The 16,066-nt window shown below is 73.0% G+C and carries 17 protein-coding genes; 9 read left to right on the top strand and 8 right to left on the bottom strand.

Features of this window, described 5'->3' with window-relative positions:
* The first annotated feature begins 23 nt into the window (after positions 1–23).
* Genes ACWDN5_RS13390 through ACWDN5_RS13375 form a run of 4 tightly spaced genes read left to right on the top strand, consistent with a single transcriptional unit; the run spans position 24 to position 2,175 of the window.
* On the top strand, positions 24–1,166 hold the full coding sequence (locus ACWDN5_RS13390) for a M24 family metallopeptidase (protein WP_310972924.1): 1,143 nt from the start codon (positions 24–26) through the stop codon (positions 1,164–1,166).
* Complete coding sequence (locus ACWDN5_RS13385; RefSeq protein WP_043786019.1) at positions 1,163–1,618, top strand: Lrp/AsnC family transcriptional regulator; 456 nt, start codon at positions 1,163–1,165, stop codon at positions 1,616–1,618. Before ACWDN5_RS13390 ends, ACWDN5_RS13385 begins: the two co-directional genes overlap by 4 nt.
* A gap of 46 nt (positions 1,619–1,664) precedes the next feature.
* Positions 1,665–1,889 (top strand): hypothetical protein, encoded by a 225-nt coding sequence (locus ACWDN5_RS13380; protein ID WP_191306170.1) that lies wholly within the window; start codon positions 1,665–1,667, stop codon positions 1,887–1,889.
* Complete coding sequence (locus ACWDN5_RS13375) at positions 1,876–2,175, top strand: hypothetical protein (RefSeq protein ID WP_310972923.1); 300 nt, start codon at positions 1,876–1,878, stop codon at positions 2,173–2,175. Before ACWDN5_RS13380 ends, ACWDN5_RS13375 begins: the two co-directional genes overlap by 14 nt.
* Here ACWDN5_RS13375 and ACWDN5_RS13370 read toward each other — a convergent pair.
* On the bottom strand, positions 2,072–3,295 hold the full coding sequence (locus tag ACWDN5_RS13370) for an MFS transporter (RefSeq protein ID WP_449676473.1): 1,224 nt from the start codon (positions 3,293–3,295) through the stop codon (positions 2,072–2,074). The two genes, ACWDN5_RS13375 and ACWDN5_RS13370, sit on opposite strands and share 104 nt — an antisense overlap.
* Positions 3,296–3,343: 48 nt before the next feature.
* On the opposite strand from ACWDN5_RS13370, the gene ACWDN5_RS13365 reads away from it, so the two are divergent.
* Positions 3,344–3,811, top strand: a complete 468-nt coding sequence (locus tag ACWDN5_RS13365) for a winged helix-turn-helix transcriptional regulator (RefSeq protein WP_449676472.1) — start codon at positions 3,344–3,346, stop codon at positions 3,809–3,811.
* Between the two features lie 4 nt (positions 3,812–3,815).
* On the opposite strand, the gene ACWDN5_RS13360 is transcribed toward ACWDN5_RS13365, so the two are convergent.
* Positions 3,816–4,895: a GDSL-type esterase/lipase family protein gene (locus tag ACWDN5_RS13360; protein WP_310972920.1), complete on the bottom strand. Its 1,080-nt coding sequence runs from the start codon at positions 4,893–4,895 to the stop codon at positions 3,816–3,818.
* 43 nt (positions 4,896–4,938) lie between these two features.
* Positions 4,939–5,571 (bottom strand): TetR/AcrR family transcriptional regulator, encoded by a 633-nt coding sequence (locus ACWDN5_RS13355; RefSeq protein WP_449676471.1) that lies wholly within the window; start codon positions 5,569–5,571, stop codon positions 4,939–4,941.
* A 62-nt stretch (positions 5,572–5,633) separates the two neighbouring features.
* Between ACWDN5_RS13355 and ACWDN5_RS13350 the strand changes: the two genes are divergently transcribed.
* Positions 5,634–6,263: an FMN-dependent NADH-azoreductase gene (locus ACWDN5_RS13350; protein WP_449676470.1), complete on the top strand. Its 630-nt coding sequence runs from the start codon at positions 5,634–5,636 to the stop codon at positions 6,261–6,263.
* Between the two features lie 114 nt (positions 6,264–6,377).
* On the opposite strand, the gene ACWDN5_RS13345 is transcribed toward ACWDN5_RS13350, so the two are convergent.
* On the bottom strand, positions 6,378–7,280 hold the full coding sequence (locus ACWDN5_RS13345) for a LysR family transcriptional regulator (RefSeq protein ID WP_449676469.1): 903 nt from the start codon (positions 7,278–7,280) through the stop codon (positions 6,378–6,380).
* Between the two features lie 98 nt (positions 7,281–7,378).
* Between ACWDN5_RS13345 and ACWDN5_RS13340 the strand changes: the two genes are divergently transcribed.
* Entirely contained in the window at positions 7,379–8,218 is an 840-nt protein-coding gene (locus ACWDN5_RS13340; protein ID WP_449676468.1) for an oxidoreductase, read from the top strand.
* Here the strand turns inward: ACWDN5_RS13340 and ACWDN5_RS13335 are convergent.
* Positions 8,215–8,571 carry a VOC family protein gene (locus ACWDN5_RS13335; protein ID WP_449676467.1) on the bottom strand — a complete coding sequence of 119 codons (357 nt, stop codon included), beginning with the start codon at positions 8,569–8,571 and terminating at the stop codon, positions 8,215–8,217. The two genes, ACWDN5_RS13340 and ACWDN5_RS13335, sit on opposite strands and share 4 nt — an antisense overlap.
* A gap of 147 nt (positions 8,572–8,718) precedes the next feature.
* On the opposite strand from ACWDN5_RS13335, the gene ACWDN5_RS13330 reads away from it, so the two are divergent.
* Complete coding sequence (locus ACWDN5_RS13330; RefSeq protein ID WP_449676466.1) at positions 8,719–9,912, top strand: FAD-dependent monooxygenase; 1,194 nt, start codon at positions 8,719–8,721, stop codon at positions 9,910–9,912.
* A 129-nt stretch (positions 9,913–10,041) separates the two neighbouring features.
* Here ACWDN5_RS13330 and ACWDN5_RS13325 read toward each other — a convergent pair whose 3' ends face one another.
* From ACWDN5_RS13325 to ACWDN5_RS13315, 3 genes are read right to left on the bottom strand one after another with little or no spacing between them, the layout of a single operon-like run.
* Positions 10,042–10,710 (bottom strand): ABC transporter ATP-binding protein, encoded by a 669-nt coding sequence (locus ACWDN5_RS13325; protein WP_449676465.1) that lies wholly within the window; start codon positions 10,708–10,710, stop codon positions 10,042–10,044.
* Complete coding sequence (locus ACWDN5_RS13320; protein WP_449676464.1) at positions 10,707–11,399, bottom strand: ABC transporter ATP-binding protein; 693 nt, start codon at positions 11,397–11,399, stop codon at positions 10,707–10,709. The genes ACWDN5_RS13325 and ACWDN5_RS13320 overlap by 4 nt, the downstream gene beginning before the upstream one ends.
* On the bottom strand, positions 11,392–13,974 hold the full coding sequence (locus ACWDN5_RS13315; RefSeq protein WP_310972911.1) for an FtsX-like permease family protein: 2,583 nt from the start codon (positions 13,972–13,974) through the stop codon (positions 11,392–11,394). The genes ACWDN5_RS13320 and ACWDN5_RS13315 overlap by 8 nt, the downstream gene beginning before the upstream one ends.
* Positions 13,975–14,258: 284 nt before the next feature.
* Here ACWDN5_RS13315 and ACWDN5_RS13310 point away from each other — a divergent pair, with 284 nt between their 5' ends.
* Positions 14,259–15,974, top strand: coding sequence for a glycosyl hydrolase family 18 protein (locus ACWDN5_RS13310; protein ID WP_449676463.1), 1,716 nt, complete (start codon positions 14,259–14,261; stop codon positions 15,972–15,974).
* Positions 15,975–16,066: the final 92 nt, after the last annotated feature.

Below are 16,066 nucleotides of genomic sequence, written 5' to 3'. Positions count from 1 at the left end.
GCCGCCCCACTAGGCTCGCCTTCATGTCGCGCCGATCCCTTCACACGCCCGCTCCCGATGCCGCCGCTCTCCGGGCGCGGCTGGACCGTGCCCGCGCTGCCGCGGCCGCCGCGGGGACCGATGCCCTGCTGATCGCGCCCGGCTCCGACCTGCGGTACCTGCTCGGGCAGGCCGGGGGCTCGTTCGAGCGGCTCACCACCCTCGTCGTCCCCGCCGACGGCACGCCCGCGCTCGTCGTGCCGAAGCTGGAGGCGCCCGGGTACGCCGACGTCCCCACCGACGAGCTCGGCGTCGAGCTGCTCACCTGGGTCGACGGCGACGACCCCTACAAGCTCGTCGCCGACCGGCTCGGCAAGCCCGGGCGGGTCGCCGTCAGCGACTTCACGCCGGCCCTGCACGTCCTCGCGCTGCGGGCCGCCCTCGACACCGCCGAGCAGACGCTGGCCGGTCCCGTCGTCCGGGAGCTGCGGATGCGCAAGGACGCCGCCGAGATCGCGTCGCTGCGCGAGGCCGGTGCGGCGATCGACCGGGTGCACGCCCGCGTCCACGAGTGGCTGCGGCCCGGTCGCACCGAAGCCGAGGTCGGGGCCGACATCGCCGCGGCCATCGTCGAGGAGGGCCACGTCCAGGCCGACTTCGTGATCGTCGGGTCGGGGCCGAACGGGGCCAGCCCGCACCACGACGTCTCCGAGCGCGTCATCGAGAAGGGTGACGTCGTGGTCGTCGACATCGGCGGCCCGCTGCCGGCCGGCTACAACTCCGACTCCACCCGCACCTACGCCGTGGGTACTCCGCGCGACGCCGACGTGGCCGAGACCTACGCGGTCCTGCAGCGCGCGCAGGCCGCCGCGGTGGCCGCCGTGAAGCCGGGCGTGACCGCCGAGGCCGTCGACGCCGCCGCGCGGGACGTCATCGCCGAGGCCGGGTTCGGGGAGTACTTCATCCACCGCACCGGGCACGGCATCGGCCTGGACGTGCACGAGGAGCCGTACATCATCGCCGGGAACGCGCTGCCGCTGGAGCCGGGCATGGCCTTCAGCGTCGAGCCGGGCATCTACCAGCCGGGCCGGTGGGGCGCCCGGATCGAGGACATCGTCATCGTCACCGAAGACGGCGTCGAGGCCGTCAACAACCAGCCGCACGAGCTCGTCGTGCTGGACGCATGACCACCGGCGGCCTGGAGCCGCTGGACCAGTCGATCGTGCAGGAGCTCGCGGCGGACGGGCGGCGCAGCTTCACCGACCTCGCCGAGCGGGTCGGGTTGTCGGTGTCGGCGGTGCACCAGCGGGTGCGCCGCCTCGAGCAGCGCGGGGTCATCCTCGGCTACACCGCGCGGCTCGACGGCGAGCAGATCGGCCTGCCGCTGACGGCGCTGATCTCGCTGACGCCGAACGACCCGGCCGCGCCGGACGACTATCCGCAGCGGATCCAGCACATCAAGGAGATCGAGTCGTGCTACTCGGTGGCCGGCGACGAGTCCTACATCCTGCTGGTGCGCGTCCAGTCGCCGCTGGCGCTGGAGGACCTGCTGCGGCGGATCCGGGAGGCGGCGAAGGTGTCGACCCGCACGACGGTGGTGCTCTCTACTCCGTTCGAGGGACGTTCGCCGACGTTCTGACCCCGGCGCCCCGCCCGGTGGCCGGGGCGCTGGTACGGTAAAAGGTATGGCAACACGTAAGGTAACTCTTTCGCTGGACAGCGGCGCGCTGGAATTCGCCGAACGAGCCGCGAAAGCCCACGGGATCTCGGTCTCGTCCTGGCTGTCGAAGGCGGCCAGGCGCGAGGCGGTACGCACGGGTTACACCCCGCAGAAGCCGGAACCGGCCGCCGCGGAATCGGACGAGGCCGAGCTGAGCGCGGCGGAGAAGGATCTGCGTGCGCAGGGGTGAAGTCTGGACGTACCACCCCCCGACCGATCCGGCCCGGCAGCGCACAGTGGTGCTGCTGTCTTCGGATGGGGTGAACGAGTCCGAGCGGCCGTGGCTGCTCGGCACCGAACTCCTCGACCGCGACCCGATGGACATCCTCGGCGTCGCGATCGACGCCCGGTACTGGGTGTCGACGCTCAACCTCACCCGGCTCTACCGCCCGTGGTTCGACGAGCGGATCGCCGAGATCGACCAGGACGTCCAGGAACGGATCGACATCGCGCTGCGGGCCGCGCTCGACCTGTGAGGCCGGCCGCCAAGGCGCACAAGGCGAATCCCGCGCCGAGGACGCTGGAACCCGCCCAGCCGGCGACGGCGAGCGCGGCCGTCGTGGCGGTCGCGCCCAGAGCCGAGCCGAGCGAGTAGAAGAGCATGTAGCCGCCGATGGCGGTGCTGGTCGCGTCCGGATACGCGGTGGTCAGCAGGTGCTGGTTGCTCACGTGCACGGCCTGCACGGCGAAGTCGAGCACCACCACGCCGGCGACGACGAGCGGGAGTGACCACGACGCCTGCCCGATCGCCGCCCACGAGACGGCGAGCAGGGCGAGGGCGCCGAGCGTGACCGTGCGCGCGAACCCCGCGTCGGCCCAGCGGCCCGCCCGGGCGGCGCCCAGCGCGCCGACCAGCCCGGCGAGCCCGAACAGGCCGATCCGCGCCGCGTCCAGCCGCCACGGCCCGGCGGACAGGGGGAGCGCCAGGCCGCTCCACAGCGTGCCGAACGAGGCGAACAGGAAGAACGCGACCAGCCCGCGCGAAACGAACAGCCGCTCGCGGAACAGCCCGCCCAGCGACGTCAGCACGTCCCGGTAGGACGACCGTGCGGGGCGCGGGTCGGGTGGGAGTGTCTTCAGCACCACCGCCGCCAGCGTGACCAGGAGCGCGGCGAGCACGACGTACACGCTGCGCCAGCCCCACGCAGTGGCCAGCGCCCCGGCCGCGACGCGGGCGCCGAGGATGCCGAGGACCACCCCGGAGGTCACCACGCCGAGGGTGCGGCCACGTTCGGCCGGCGTGGCACTCGCCGCGGCGTAGGCGACGGTCGTCTGCACGACGACGGCGAACAACCCGGCGACGGCCAACCCGGCCAGCAGCACCCAGAGCCGGGTCGCGGAGGCGGCGACGACCGTGCCCGCCGCCGTCAGGACGAGGTGGCCCGCGATGAGCCGGCGCCGGTCCCGCAGGTCACCCAGGGGGACGAGCAGGGCCAGTCCCGCCAGGTAGCCGAGCTGGCCGGCCGCGACGATCCAGCCGAGGTCCGCGGCCGGGACGTCCAGGTCCGCGCCGATCCCGGCGAGCGCGGGCTGCGCGGCGTAGATGCTCGCGACCGCGACGGCGCACACCGCCGCCAGCAGCGTGTTCCGGCCCATGACCCTCCAATCGGTAGCAGATTGAAACTGATCCGACCGTACGGCAGAATGGTTTCGAACAGCAACTCTTCCGGAGGTGTGGTGACCGAGGACTGGACCGACCCGAGCTGCCCGGTGGCGCGCACGCTCGACCTCGTCGGCGACCGCTGGAGCCTGCTCGTCGTCCGCGACGCGATGGACGGCGCCCGGTCGTTCACCGACTTCCGGCAGCGCACCGGGATCGCCCGCAACATCCTCACCGACCGGCTCCGCCGCCTGGTCGACCGCGGCGTCCTCGACCGGCGGACCGCGCCGTCCGGCCGGCGGCAGGTCTACGAGCTGACCCCGGCCGGGCGCGACCTGTTCACGGTCGTCGTGGCCCTGCGGCAGTGGGGCGAACGGCACGCGTTCGCGCCCGGTGAGGCCCACTCGGTGCTGGTCGACACCCACGGCGTCCCGCTTCCGCCGCTGCAGCCGGCCGGGGCGGACGGCACCCGCGCCGACGTGGACACGACGTCCGTGCGCAAAGTGCCCTGAGCGGTCAGCGGGCCACGACCTCCGGGACCGCGTGGAGCTTGCCGTCCGCGCCGGCCAGGCAGGAGGCGTTGCCGTCCTTGGCCGCGATGAACTCGGTCAGGCAGTTGGCGATCGCCGCGTGGCCGGTCGCGTTGGGGTGGAACGATTCCTGCAGCGCGTGCCCGGCTCGCTCGGCCCGGCCGAGGTCGGCCAGCTGGAGCGTCAGCCGGGTGAACCACTCGGTCGCCGGGTTCGCGCCGCCGCTGCAGGCCTCGTGCTTGACGCCCGCCTTCGCCAGGTCCAGGAACCGGGCGCCGGACTGCTGGGCGGCCGCTTTCAGGCCGGAGGACAGGACGCCGATGCCGGTCTGGGCGATCCAGCGCAGGTCTTCGGTGCGGAACGGGCAGCCGTTGAGGCTGCGCAGGTCCTCCGGGAGGTCCGGGCCGATCGGGGCCGCGTAGGACTGCAGGATCAGCTGGTAGTCCGCCGGGACGTAGCCGGCCTGCGCCAGCACGGTTTTGACGTCCGAGACGGCCTTCGCGACCTTCGGCACCATTGCGTCCACTTTGGACTTCCAGGTCTGCTTCAGCGCGGTGCTGCACGGCGGGCCGCCGGCGTCGAACCAGGCCTTGAAGCAGTCGTTGACCTGGTTGGAGAACTTCGGCTCGTCGTTCGCGCCGACCGCGATCACCACCACCGCCACCCGGTGGTCCTTCACCAGCGCGGCGAGCTGCCGTGCCTGCGAACCCTCGGTCCACTGCTTGACGTCCCCGAGCGCGACCTGCTCGGCGGGCGCACCGGAACAGCCGAGGTTGACCCGCGCGGTGACGCCCGGGGCGGCGATCTTCTCGACGAAGGCGTTGGGGGAGCGGTGGCACCAATTGCCGCCCTGCCCGTTGGTGGCGGCGGTGTACTGGCCGGCCCCTTCGCCGGAGACGGTGCTGTCACCCATCGCGACGACGGTGAGCGGCCCGGTGCCGGGCGGACCCTGCCGCGGCTGCGGCTGCCCGGGCTTGCTTTCGGAGCCGAAGAAGACGAAGAAGCCGACCAGCAGGGCCACGCACGCGAGGACGAGGGCTCCCCAGTACCACCGAAGACGACGCATCGCCGTCGATTCTACGGACCGGCCCAGCAGCGGACACGGTGCGTCACCGGAGCCAGGTCCGCGCCAGCCGGACGAGCGACTCCGCCAGTGTCGCCGACGACATCTCGCGCTCCTGCCGCCAATGCCGCACCTGCTCGGCCGACAGCGCCGCGAGCAGGACGTCCGCGGCGATCTCGGCGGCCTCCGCCCCGCCCGCTTCGAGGAGGTGCCGGCAGTGCCGGCGCCACAACGTGTGCGCGCCGGTGCGGAAGCGGGCGCCCGTCGTGGCGGTCTCCGACAGGAGCACCAGGTCCAGTTGGCGGTCCAGGAGCTCCAGGTACGCCTCGATGAACGCGCCGAGGCGGTCGGCGGGCTCCGCGCCCGGGCCCAACGGGGGCGGGCCGGTGATGATCCGCTCCTGGAGTTCCCGTTCGCGCTCGTCGAGCAGAGCCATGGCGAGGCCGCCCTTGTCGCCGAAACGGCGGTAGAGCGTGCCCTTGCCGACGCCGGCCGCGCCCGCGACGTCGTCCATGGTGACCGCGTCGACGCCGCGTTCGGCGAAGAGCTTCTCGGCGGCTCCCAGGACGCGGATCCGGTTGCGGGCGGCGTCGGCCCGTTCGCGGACGGGGGCGCCGAGCACTGGCAGCCCGGCCGGCGTTGACGAAACGGACTTCGGTCCGCTACGGTTCGAAGACATAAGCGGACTCTAGTCCGATTTCTCGTCCGGCGAAAGCCGGGCCTCGTCCGAGGAGCATCGCCATGCCCGATCTGCTGCACATTTCCGCGTCCCCACGAGGGGAAGCATCCGAATCGCTGCGTCTGGCAGCCACTTTCCTGGACAGCTACCGCAGCCAGCACCCGGACGCCGACATCGGCGAATGGGACCTCTGGGACGGCTCGCTGCCGGCGTTCGGCCCCGCGGCCGCCCGCGCCAAGATGACCGTCTTCGGCGGCGGCACCCCGCAGGGCGAGGAGGCCGAGGCCTGGGCCGCGGCGCAGGCGGCGTTCGCCCGGTTCGACGCCGCCGACCGGATCCTGTTCAGCGTGCCGATGTGGAACTCCGGCGTGCCGTACGTGCTCAAGCAGTTCGTCGACGTCGTGTCCCAGCCCGGCTGGGTCTTCGGCGTCGACCCGGCCACCGGCTACCGGCACCTCCTGGCCGGCCGCGGCAAGCGCGCCGCGGTCATCTACACCAGCGCGGTGTGGGCGCCCGGGCTCGGCCCGGAGTTCGGCGCGGACTTCCAGGCGCCGTTCTTCACCGGCTGGCTCAACTGGACCGGCATCGACGACGTCACCGAGATCCGCTTCCACCTCACCCTCACCGGCGACGCCGCCGAACTCGGCCGCATCGCGCGCGCTGCCGCCCGCGACACCGCCAAGACCTTCTGAAAGGCCCGCCATGATCGAGACCATCGACCTGGTCACCGACGACGTCGCCGCCAAATCGTCACCTACTGCTCCAACCCCGCCTGCGCCAACAGCGGCCAGGTCGCCGCGCAGCGGTCAGCCCGCCTGAGTCAGATCCGTCGCCGCCGCGAGACCGGCCGCCACCTCGGCGATCGCCCGGACCGCCGGGTTGTCGTTGCCCGGCAGCCACACCAGTTCCGTGCGGGCGACCTCGCCCTCCAACGGTACGAACGCCACGCCGGTGCGACGCAGGCTGTGCGAGGAGCGGGCCAGCCGGGTCACCCCGACCCCGGCCGCGACCAGTCCGAGCAGGCCCTGCACGGACGCGGCCCGCTGCACCACCCGCGGGGTGAAGCCGGCCGCGGCGAAGTCGTCGTCGTAGCCGCGGTGCCACGGCTCCCAGCTGCCGCGCGGGGTGAGCACCCATGGCTCGTCCGCCAGATCGGCCAGCTTCAGCGACACCCGACCGACGAGCGGGTGCTCCACGGGCAGCACCGCACACACCTCTTCGGTCAGCAACGTCCGGGTCACCAGGCCGGCCACCAGCGGCGGCCGGGTGAACGCCAGGTCGAACCGGCCCTCGCGCAGGCCCTCGACCAGCTCGGCGATCGACGCCTCGGCCGTCGTCACCGCCAGCCCGGGCAGCTGCTCCCGGACCGCCCGCACCACCGGCGGCAGCAGGTAGTTCGCCGTCGTGGCGAGGAAGACGAGCCGGACGTCGCCGATCTCGCCGCGCACCGCCCGCCCTAGTGTGGCGACGGCTTCTTCGGCGCGGGCGAGCACCGCGCGGGCCTCGGGCAGGAACAGCCGGCCGACGGCGGTGAGCCGTGTCCCCCGCGCGTCCCGGTCGAACAGCCGGACGCCGAGCGCCCGCTCCAGCACGGTGATCTGCTGGGACAGCGACTGCTGGGCGAGGTGCAGCCCGGCGGCGGCGCGGGTGAAGCTGCCCGCCTCGGCCACGGCGACGAAGTAGCGGAGCTGCCGCAACTCGGGGGTCACAGGCTCCGACTGTAGCCGCGCCAGGACATCGGTGTTGGCGCCCCGCCCATGATCGTCGTCAGGATGGAAAGGAGGAAAGCACTGGGAGGACACGGAAAATGACGAACACCGACGGCCGCGTCTGGCTGATCACCGGCTGCTCCGCCGGCTTCGGCCGGGAAATCGCGCTGGCCGCGCTCGCCGCGGGCGACCGCGTGCTGGCCACCGCCCGCCGGCCGGAAACCCTGACCGAACTGCAGGACCGCGGCGGCGACCGGCTCCGGACCGCCGCCCTCGACGTCACCGACGCAGGGCAGATCGACACGGCGGTGAAAGCCGCGCTCGAAGCGTTCGGCCGGATCGACGTCGTGGTCAACAACGCCGGCAGCGGCTCGGTCGGCGCGGTCGAAGAACTCACGATGGACGAACTGCGCGCGCTGATGGACGTGATGTTCTTCGGCGCGGTCGCGGTCACCAAGGCCGTGCTGCCGCACCTGCGCGCGCAGGGCAGCGGCACGGTCGTGCAGATCAGCTCGATGGGCGGGCAGCTGTCCCCGCCCGGCTACGGCGCCTACTGCGCGACGAAGTTCGCGCTGGAAGGCATCTCCGAAGCCCTGGCCGCGGAGGTGGCGCCGTTCGGGGTGCGGGTGCTGATCGTCGAGCCGGGCGCCTTCCGCACCGAGTTCGGCGGCGGCCGCATGCACCGCTCCCGCACGATCGACGCCTACGCGGTGTCGACCGGCGGAACGCGGGAAGCGGTCGAGAACATGGACGGCACCCAGCCCGGCGACCCGGCCAAGGCCGCCGCGGCGATCGTCCGGGCGGTCGGCAGCGACGACGCCCCGCTGCGGCTCGCGCTGGGCGCGGACGCCGTCGAAGCCATCCGCGCCCACCACGAGGCCGTCGCGGCGGACCTGGCCGCCTGGGAGGAGGTCAGCCGGGCCACCGCGCTCGGCTAGGACCGGGCGGGGTCCTGCAGCACGCCGAGGACGTTGCCGTCGGTGTCGGTGAAGGTCGCGACCAGGCGGCCGTTGCCGACGTCCTTCGGCTCGTCCTTGACCGTCCCGCCCGCCGCGGTCACCTCGGCGAGCTTCGCCTCGATGTCGTCGACGTGCCAGTAGGACACCGGCCCGGTCATGCCCTGCTGCGCGCCGTTCGGCACCAGCCCGATGTGCTGGCCTTCGACGTCGTAGCCGACGTAGTAGGGCGCGTCGGCCTGCGGCTCGACGCCCAGCAAGGCGGTGTAGACGGCCTTGGCGGCGGCCAGGTCGGTGACGGGGTGCAGGATGGTCTTGATCCCCTGGGTGCTCATCTTCGGTGCTCCTGAAGTCGTGGTCTGCGGTACGTCGTGAACGCTATGGCCGACCCGCTGACCAGCGCTTCTCGATTCCTGATCGGTTGGCGCGGCCACCGCCGCTACACTCCGGACCGGCATGCGGACGGCGACGGGGGGACCGCGGTGAGCGGGAACAGGGTGCTGGTGGCCGGGGCGAGCATCGCGGGGCCCGCGCTGGCCCACTGGCTGCGGCGGCGGGGCGCCGAGGTGACTGTCGTGGAACGGGCACCCGGGCTGCGTCCCGGCGGCCAGGCGGTGGACGCGCGCGGAGTGGCCAAGGACGTCATCCGCCGGATGGGGCTGGAGGCGCCGGTACGCGCGGCCCGCACCGAAACCGCCGGCGCGCACACCGTGGACGCCGACGGGAACGTGCTGGAGACCTTCAGCGCCGAGGACGACGGCGGCGACGGGTACATCGCGGACATCGAGATCCTGCGCGGCGATCTGTCCCAGGTGATCTACGACGACACCCGCGAGCACGTCGAATACCTCTTCGGCGACCGGATCGCCGAGCTCGCCCAGGACGCGGACGGCGTCGACGTCACCTTCGCGAGCGGCGCCCGGCGGCGCTTCGACCTGGTGATCGGGGCCGACGGGCTGCACTCGGCGCTGCGCGGGATGGTCTTCGGGCCGCGCGAGCGGTTCGTCCGCCACCTCGGGATGGTGCTGGCCTTCTACAGCGTGCCCAACGAGTTCGGGATCGACCGCTGGATGATCGACTACCAGCACGAGGGGCGTTCGGCCGGGCTGCGGCCGCTCAAGGACCCCACCCGGGCGATGGCCATGCTGTCGTTCCCCGCCGACGGCTTCGACGTCGACCACCGCGACATCGACGCGCAGAAGGACCTGCTGCGTGCGCGGATGGCCGGCCTGGGCTGGCGGACGGAGGAGATCCTCGCGCACCTGGACGACACCCCGGACTTCTACCTCGACCAGGTTGCCCAGGTGGTGCTGGACCGCTGGTCGTCGGGACGCGTGGGCCTGATCGGTGACGCGGCGTTCTGTTCGTCGCCTATGTCGGGTGGCGGCACCGGGCTGGCTTTGGTCGGTGCCTACCTGCTGGCCGGCGAGCTGGCTGCGGCCGGGTGGGACCCGGAGGCGGGGTTCGCCGGCTACGAGACGCGGATGCGCTCGTTCGTCGAGGCCAACCAGGAGATCGGCCGGCTGCACGTGCAGAGCCGCGAGGCCGGTGCGGACGCCGAGCCCGACATGGAAGCGCTCATGCCGCTGATCGAGCGCGCGCTCAACGGCGTCGAGCTGCCGGATTACGCGGGGGTGCCGGACTCGGGGGCGCGGGTCAGTCCAGCAGCGCCGTGAGCGGGAACGGCCGGTGACGTGGGGTGCCCGGGTGACGAAGGTCGCGAATGACTCATTCGGGACCTCCGGCGCCGCGAATGAGTCATTCGCGGCATCAGGGAGCGGGCCGGCTGAGCGCGGTCGTGCCGGTCAGTCCAGCAGCGCCGTGAGCACCCCGTCGAGCAGGCGGACGCGGCGGTCGGCGATGCGGTGGACCTCCTCGTCGTGGGTGGCCACGATCACCGCCGCGCCTTCGGCCGCGCACTGGCGCAGGAGCCGCAGGACCCGGGGTGTCGAGCCGGCGTCCAGGTGCGCCGTCGGCTCGTCCGTCAGCAGGACCCGCGGGCGGCCGGCGACCGCGCGGGCCAGCGCCACCCGCTGCTGCTGCCCGAACGACACCTCCAGGGGATAGCGGTCGCCGAGGCCGCCGATGCCCAGCTCGTCCAGCAGGCCACCCACCCGCTCGGCGATCGCCGACGGCGACGGGCGCGGCACGTCCGGCCGCAGCCGCAGCGGCAAGGCCACGTTCTCCGCGATCGTCAGCTCGTTGGCCAGCCCGAGCGCCTGCGGCAGCACCGCGCACGTGTGCCACGGCGGCGCGCCGTCGATCGGGACACCGTCGAGGAGCACGCAGCCGGAGTCGGGGGAGTCGAAGCCGCACAGCAGGGCCAGCAGCGCGCTCTTGCCCGAACCCGACCGGCCCGACACCGTCACCAGCTCGCCCGCGCCCACCCGCAGTTCCAGCCCGCGCAGCACCTCGATGTCGCCGCTGGGGTGGGCGAAACTGCGGCGCAGCCCGACCGCTTCCACGAGTGTCATGCCGGCAGCTCCCGTTCTTCGATGCCTTCGAGCACGCCCTTGTGCAGCCGGGCCACCCGCGCGCCGAGGTCGATCAGGCGTTCGTCGTGCGAGGCGACCAGGACCGCGAAGTCCTGGTCCACCAGGTACTGCAGGGTGTCCAGCACCAGGTCGGCCGACGCTTCGTCCAATTGCGACGTCGGCTCGTCGGCGAGGATCACCGTCGAGCGCGCGGCCAGCACGCACCCGAACGCCAGCCGCTGCTGCTGCCCGCCCGAGAGCGCGGCGATCTTCCAGCCGCCGGTGCCGTGCAGGCCCAGCTGCCCGAGGATGTCCTCGGCGTTGCACTCGGTCCCGGCGGCCTCGGCCGCGGCGTGCAGATTCTCCGCGACCGTCAGGTAGCCCAGCAGGTTGTCGCTCGGGTTCTGGAACACCAGCCCCAGGTGGTGGCGCCGCAACGCCCGCCGCTCGCGGTGCTTGAGCTTGCGGACGTCGGCGCCCTGGAACGTCAGCGTGCCGCGCGCGGGCTGCTCGAACAGCCCCAGCACGCGCAGCAGCGTCGACTTCCCCGACCCCGACGGCCCGGCCAGCACGGTCATCCCGCGCGCGGGCACGTCGAGGCTGACGTCGTCGACGCCGGTGACGACCCCGGCCAGCGTCGGGTAGTCCACGCCGATGCCGCGCAGGGAAAAGATGGGCTTCTCAGGCACGGATCAGCTCCGCGGTCCGGGCGGTGCGCACCGAGCGCACCGCGATCCAGCCGGCCAGCGCGACCACCGCCACGCCGATCACGACGACGGTCAGCACGAACGGCAGCGGATCCGGCAGCTCCGAGCGCGGCGCGAGGAACGTCGCCGGGTCGAACCGGGGCACCGACAGCCCCGCCACCGAAACCCCGCACACCACCCCGACCACGATCGCCAGCCCGCTCAGCGCCCCCAGCTCCATCAGGTGACTGGCCAGCAGCGTCCGCGGCCGCATGCCCATCCGCAGCACCAGCGCCCCAGCCAGGGCGTTCTGCCGCCGCCGGACCTCGACCGCGACCAGCAGCGCGAGGACCGCCACCACGCCGAGCACCGCGCCCAGCAACGCCACGAACGAGAACGTCCACGCCACCACGAAGAACGGCAGACCGTCCAAAGCGGACTCACGGCTGATCCGGTTCGGGATGAACACCCCCGCCGCGCGCAGCGCCGCGGTCGCCTCCGCCATCGGCGCGGTCGTCAGCACGCTCCACTTCGGAATGCCGTCCAGCTGCGCGTGGCTGAGCACCGTGCGCGAGACGACGTAGCCGGGGGAGGTGCCGATCATCGGGAACACCGGCAGGTCACCGGCGACGACCGCGTCGGGCAGGTCGTCGGGCAGCTTGGCGTTCTGCTTGGCCGTGTGCCCGACCCGGATCACCGGCGTGCCGCGCGGGTCCGGCTGCGAGATCTTCTGCAGCAGCCCGGCCAGGTCGTCGCCCGGAATGTGCTCGACCGCGGCACCGCGGGCGAACGTCGCCGGGTCGACCACCAGCACCACGCTGCCGGTCCCGGTCAGCTCGCCGACCACGGTGCTGGTCCCGGCCAGTGACGGGGGCATCGCGACCTGGCCCATGCCGAGCGGGCTGTCGGTGTCGAGGCGGGCGTTGCTGCCGACGAAGATCGCCGACTTGGTTTCCAGCGCCTCCTCCTGGCCGCGGGCGATGCCGATCCCGGTGGCCAGCGTGCCGATGGCGAGGGTTCCGATGACCAGCACCCCGGTCACCGGGGCGCGGGCGCCGGCCAGCCGCCGGATCGCCAGCTGCAGCGCCGGGCGCGACCAGAACCGGGCCCGGTGCGAGGCGTGCAGGGCCAGCCACGCCAGCCGCGCGGTCAGCAGCCCGACCGTCAGCACCACGAACACCGGGTAGGTGAGGGCCAGCGGATCCACCTGGGGGAGGGGATTGCCCAGCCGGGACGCCGTGCCGTAGTGCGCCAGCCGCGTCCAGCCCAGCCAGGCCATGCCGGCCGTCGCCAGCTCCCAGGGGAAGTACGCCAGCAGCCGCACCCGCTTGCCGCCGCGGCGCACCCGGCCCAGCTCGAACTCCCGGTGCACCCGCACCGCGACGACCAGGGCCAGCAGCACCAGCGACACCGCCAGCGTCCCGGCCGCGACGCCGACGGCGGTCAGCACGGCGGCCGGGTCCGGGGCGCCCGGCGGGCCGTACACGCCGAGCAGCAGCCGCGCCGCCACCGCGCCCGCCGCCCCGCCGAGCAGGATCGGCAGGCCCAGCTCGGCGACGGCGAGCCCGCCGAGCGCCGCCGGGCCGCTGCCGCGCGCCGACAGCAGCCGCAGCTGGGCGTGCCGCCGCTGGTACCACTGCAGGGCCACCGTGCCCAGGCCGGCGCAGCCGACCAGGACGCTGATCAGCGCCAGCGGCAGGATCGAGACGAACACGTTCTCCTGGGCCTGCCGGGCGATCTGCACCGAGCGCTGGAACGTCGGGACGTCGGCGGCGATCAGCGAGCCGAGGCCCTGGGCGGTCAGGTCGGCGCGGACGTCGGCGACCAGGTCCTGCGAGCGCTGCAGCAGGTCTTCCGCGGCGCTCAGCGTCGTCGGCGCCGGCTCGTAGAAGGAGACGTGGAAGTACTGCATCGTCGGCAGGCCGATGGCCTGGATCGTGTCGTCGAAGGTCTTGCGGTCGGTGGCGAAGACGATCGAGTCGATCGGGTCGTCGACCAGCCGGTCGATCACGGCCCCGGACTGCTGCGAGCACCACCACCGCGGCGGCGGGTCGAGCAGGTCGCGGTAGATGCCGGTGACCGGCGGCAGCGGCACGCCCTGCAGGCTCGGCTTCGTGCCGAGGCCGATGTGCTCGGCGTCGGCCACCACGTTGCCCAGCCACAGCCCCGGCGCCCGCGTGCCCTGCTGCAGCGTCAGGTTGTCCAGGCCGACCTGGTCGCGGTAGCCGAAGCGGACCTTGTAGTGCGGGTCGCCGTTGAACTCGGTGCCCCGCAGCACGGTGGTGAACTCGCCGACGACGGGCGCGCCGAAGCCGTGCGCGGCGGCGTGGCGCTGGATTGCGCCGGTCACCGCTGGGATGTCCTGCACCGGCATGTTGCCCTTGCCGAACATCGGGCCGTAGCTGTCCGGGCAGGTGATGCCCGTCTGGTAGGCGACGGTGGCCCCGCCGGCCGCGGACGCCTGCAGCACCGCGGCGGTGCCGAGGAAACACGCCAGCAGCGAGGTCACGGCCGCCACGATCAGCGTCAGCGGGCTGGAGAGGGCGGCCTTCGGGGCGGCTCGCCACGGCTTGGTCACTCTGCGTCGTCCATTCTTCCCCCACATCACCCGCATGGACCAGGACGCTACCGGCCGCCCCGGAGAGTTGGAACGTTTTTGTCACGATCGTTGCCCACCCGGTGGGCTCGCGCCGGGCTGCCTTCCCGCGCAATCGCCGCCGCCATCCGGCCGGTTTAGTGGTCTGGACCTTGACGCGTCGATTGGTCTGGTCCAATCCTGAAAGCGTTCCCGCCGTGCCACGCCGCCGCACGGCTCCCGCCGGCTCAGGAGCGCAGATGCGTCGACGCAGACCTTTCTCCCGATTGTCCGTTTCCCTTGCCCTGGCGGCGTTCTCGGCCGGTTCCCTGGTCGCCACCGCTGGAACCGCCCAGGCCGCCACGCCGCTGCCCGCGCACGTCTTCGCGCCCTACTTCGAAGCCTGGACCGGCGAGAGCCCGGCCGCGCTGGCCCAGCAGTCCGGCGCCAAGCACCTCACGATGGCGTTCCTGCAGGCCGCCACCAAGGGTTCCTGCACGGTGTACTGGAACGGCGACACCGGGATGCCGATCTCCACCGGCGTCTTCGGGGCCGACATCGCCACCATCCGGTCCCGCGGCGGCGACGTCATCCCGTCCTTCGGCGGCTACACCGCCGACAACACCGGCACCGAAATAGCCGACAGCTGCACGAGTGTGGACTCCATCGCCGCCGCCTACCAGTCGGTGCTCACCACCTACGACGTCCCGCGGCTCGACATGGACATCGAGGACAACTCGCTGACCAGCTCCGCCGGGATCGACCGCCGCAACAAGGCCCTCAAGAAGGTCCAGGACTGGGCCGCGGCCTCCGGGCGCCCGCTGCAGATCTCCTACACCCTGCCCACGACCACCCGCGGCCTCGCCGACAGCGGCCTCGCCGTCCTGCGCAACGCCGTCGCCAACGGCACCCGCGTCGACGTCGTCAACCTGATGACCTTCGACTACTACGACAACGCCGCCCACCAGATGGCCACCGACACCCAGACCGCCGCGGCCGGCCTGGTCACCCAGCTCGGCTCCCTCTACCCGGGCAAGACCCAGGCGCAGCTGTGGGCGATGGTCGGGGTCACCGAGATGATCGGCGTCGACGACTTCGGCCCGGCCGAAACCTTCACCACCGCCGACGCGGCCACCGTCTACAACTGGGCCGTGGCCAAGGGCATCAACACGCTGTCGTTCTGGGCGCTGCAACGCGACAACGGCAGCTGCCCCGGCGGCGCCGCGGCCGACAACTGCTCCGGCATCGCCCAGGACACCTGGTTCTTCAGCCACGCCTTCGAACCCTTCACCGGCGGCACGTCCGTACCCGGCAACGACTTCTCCCTCGCCGCCACCCCGGCCTCGGCCGCGGTGGACCCGGGCGGCTCGGCCTCGGCGACGGTGAGCACCGCGGTGACGTCCGGCTCCGCCCAGCAGGTCACCCTGTCGGTCACCGGCGTACCCGCCGGCGTCACCGCGGCCGTCAGCCCCGGCACGGTGACCGCGGGCGGCAGCGCGTCGCTCTCGGTGGGCACCACCGCGGCCGCCGTCCCCGGCGTCTACCCGCTCACCGTGACCGGCACCGCCGCCTCCGGCAGCCACAGCACCACCTTCACCCTCACCGTCAATGGCACCCCGCCCGCCGGCGGCGTGGTAAACGGCGGCTTCGAGACCGGCGCACTGAGCCCGTGGACCGCACCCGGCGACGCGATCGTCGCCACCCCGGCGCACTCGGGCACCCACGCGCTGCAGGTGACGCCCACGGCGTCGGCCACCGGCGAAGCCGCGCAGAACGTGACGCTCGCCCCGAACCACGCCTACACGCTCACGGCGTGGGTGCAGGGCAGCTACGCCTACGTCGGCGTCCGCGGCGGGGCCACCGCGAGCGCGTGGACCTCCAGCAGCGGCTGGACGAAGCTGTCGGTGCCGTTCACGACCGGCGCGTCGGGCGCGGTGACCGTGTACGTCCACGGCTGGTACGGCCAAAGTGCCGTCTACGCCGACGACTTCGCAGTCGGTTGAGGCTTTCGGCGGCGGTCCGGTTGCGCAACACGGAGGTTGGCCGGGCCGCCGCCGGCCGCCAGACTGCGCGGGACGATCTTTCGCGCCCGCCT

This window comes from Amycolatopsis sp. NPDC003731 (genome assembly GCF_053586895.1).
Note: the sequence above shows the minus strand (reverse complement) of the source record. Positions and strands in the feature narration are given on the sequence as shown.

Excerpts from the sequence above, each read along its gene's own strand:
- ACWDN5_RS13360 (WP_310972920.1), bottom strand. The coding sequence starts at position 4,895 with ATGCGTCGTCTTCGGTGGTACTGGGGAGCCCTCGTCCTCGCGTGCGTG.
- ACWDN5_RS13385 (WP_043786019.1), top strand. The coding sequence starts at position 1,163 with ATGACCACCGGCGGCCTGGAGCCGCTGGACCAGTCGATCGTGCAGGAG.
- ACWDN5_RS13370 (WP_449676473.1), bottom strand. The coding sequence starts at position 3,295 with ATGGGCCGGAACACGCTGCTGGCGGCGGTGTGCGCCGTCGCGGTCGCG.
- ACWDN5_RS13350 (WP_449676470.1), top strand. The coding sequence starts at position 5,634 with ATGCCCGATCTGCTGCACATTTCCGCGTCCCCACGAGGGGAAGCATCC.
- ACWDN5_RS13325 (WP_449676465.1), bottom strand. The coding sequence starts at position 10,710 with ATGACACTCGTGGAAGCGGTCGGGCTGCGCCGCAGTTTCGCCCACCCC.
- ACWDN5_RS13380 (WP_191306170.1), top strand. The coding sequence starts at position 1,665 with ATGGCAACACGTAAGGTAACTCTTTCGCTGGACAGCGGCGCGCTGGAA.
- ACWDN5_RS13340 (WP_449676468.1), top strand. The coding sequence starts at position 7,379 with ATGACGAACACCGACGGCCGCGTCTGGCTGATCACCGGCTGCTCCGCC.
- ACWDN5_RS13365 (WP_449676472.1), top strand. The coding sequence starts at position 3,344 with ATGGTTTCGAACAGCAACTCTTCCGGAGGTGTGGTGACCGAGGACTGG.
- ACWDN5_RS13355 (WP_449676471.1), bottom strand. The coding sequence starts at position 5,571 with ATGTCTTCGAACCGTAGCGGACCGAAGTCCGTTTCGTCAACGCCGGCC.
- ACWDN5_RS13390 (WP_310972924.1), top strand. The coding sequence starts at position 24 with ATGTCGCGCCGATCCCTTCACACGCCCGCTCCCGATGCCGCCGCTCTC.
- ACWDN5_RS13335 (WP_449676467.1), bottom strand. The coding sequence starts at position 8,571 with ATGAGCACCCAGGGGATCAAGACCATCCTGCACCCCGTCACCGACCTG.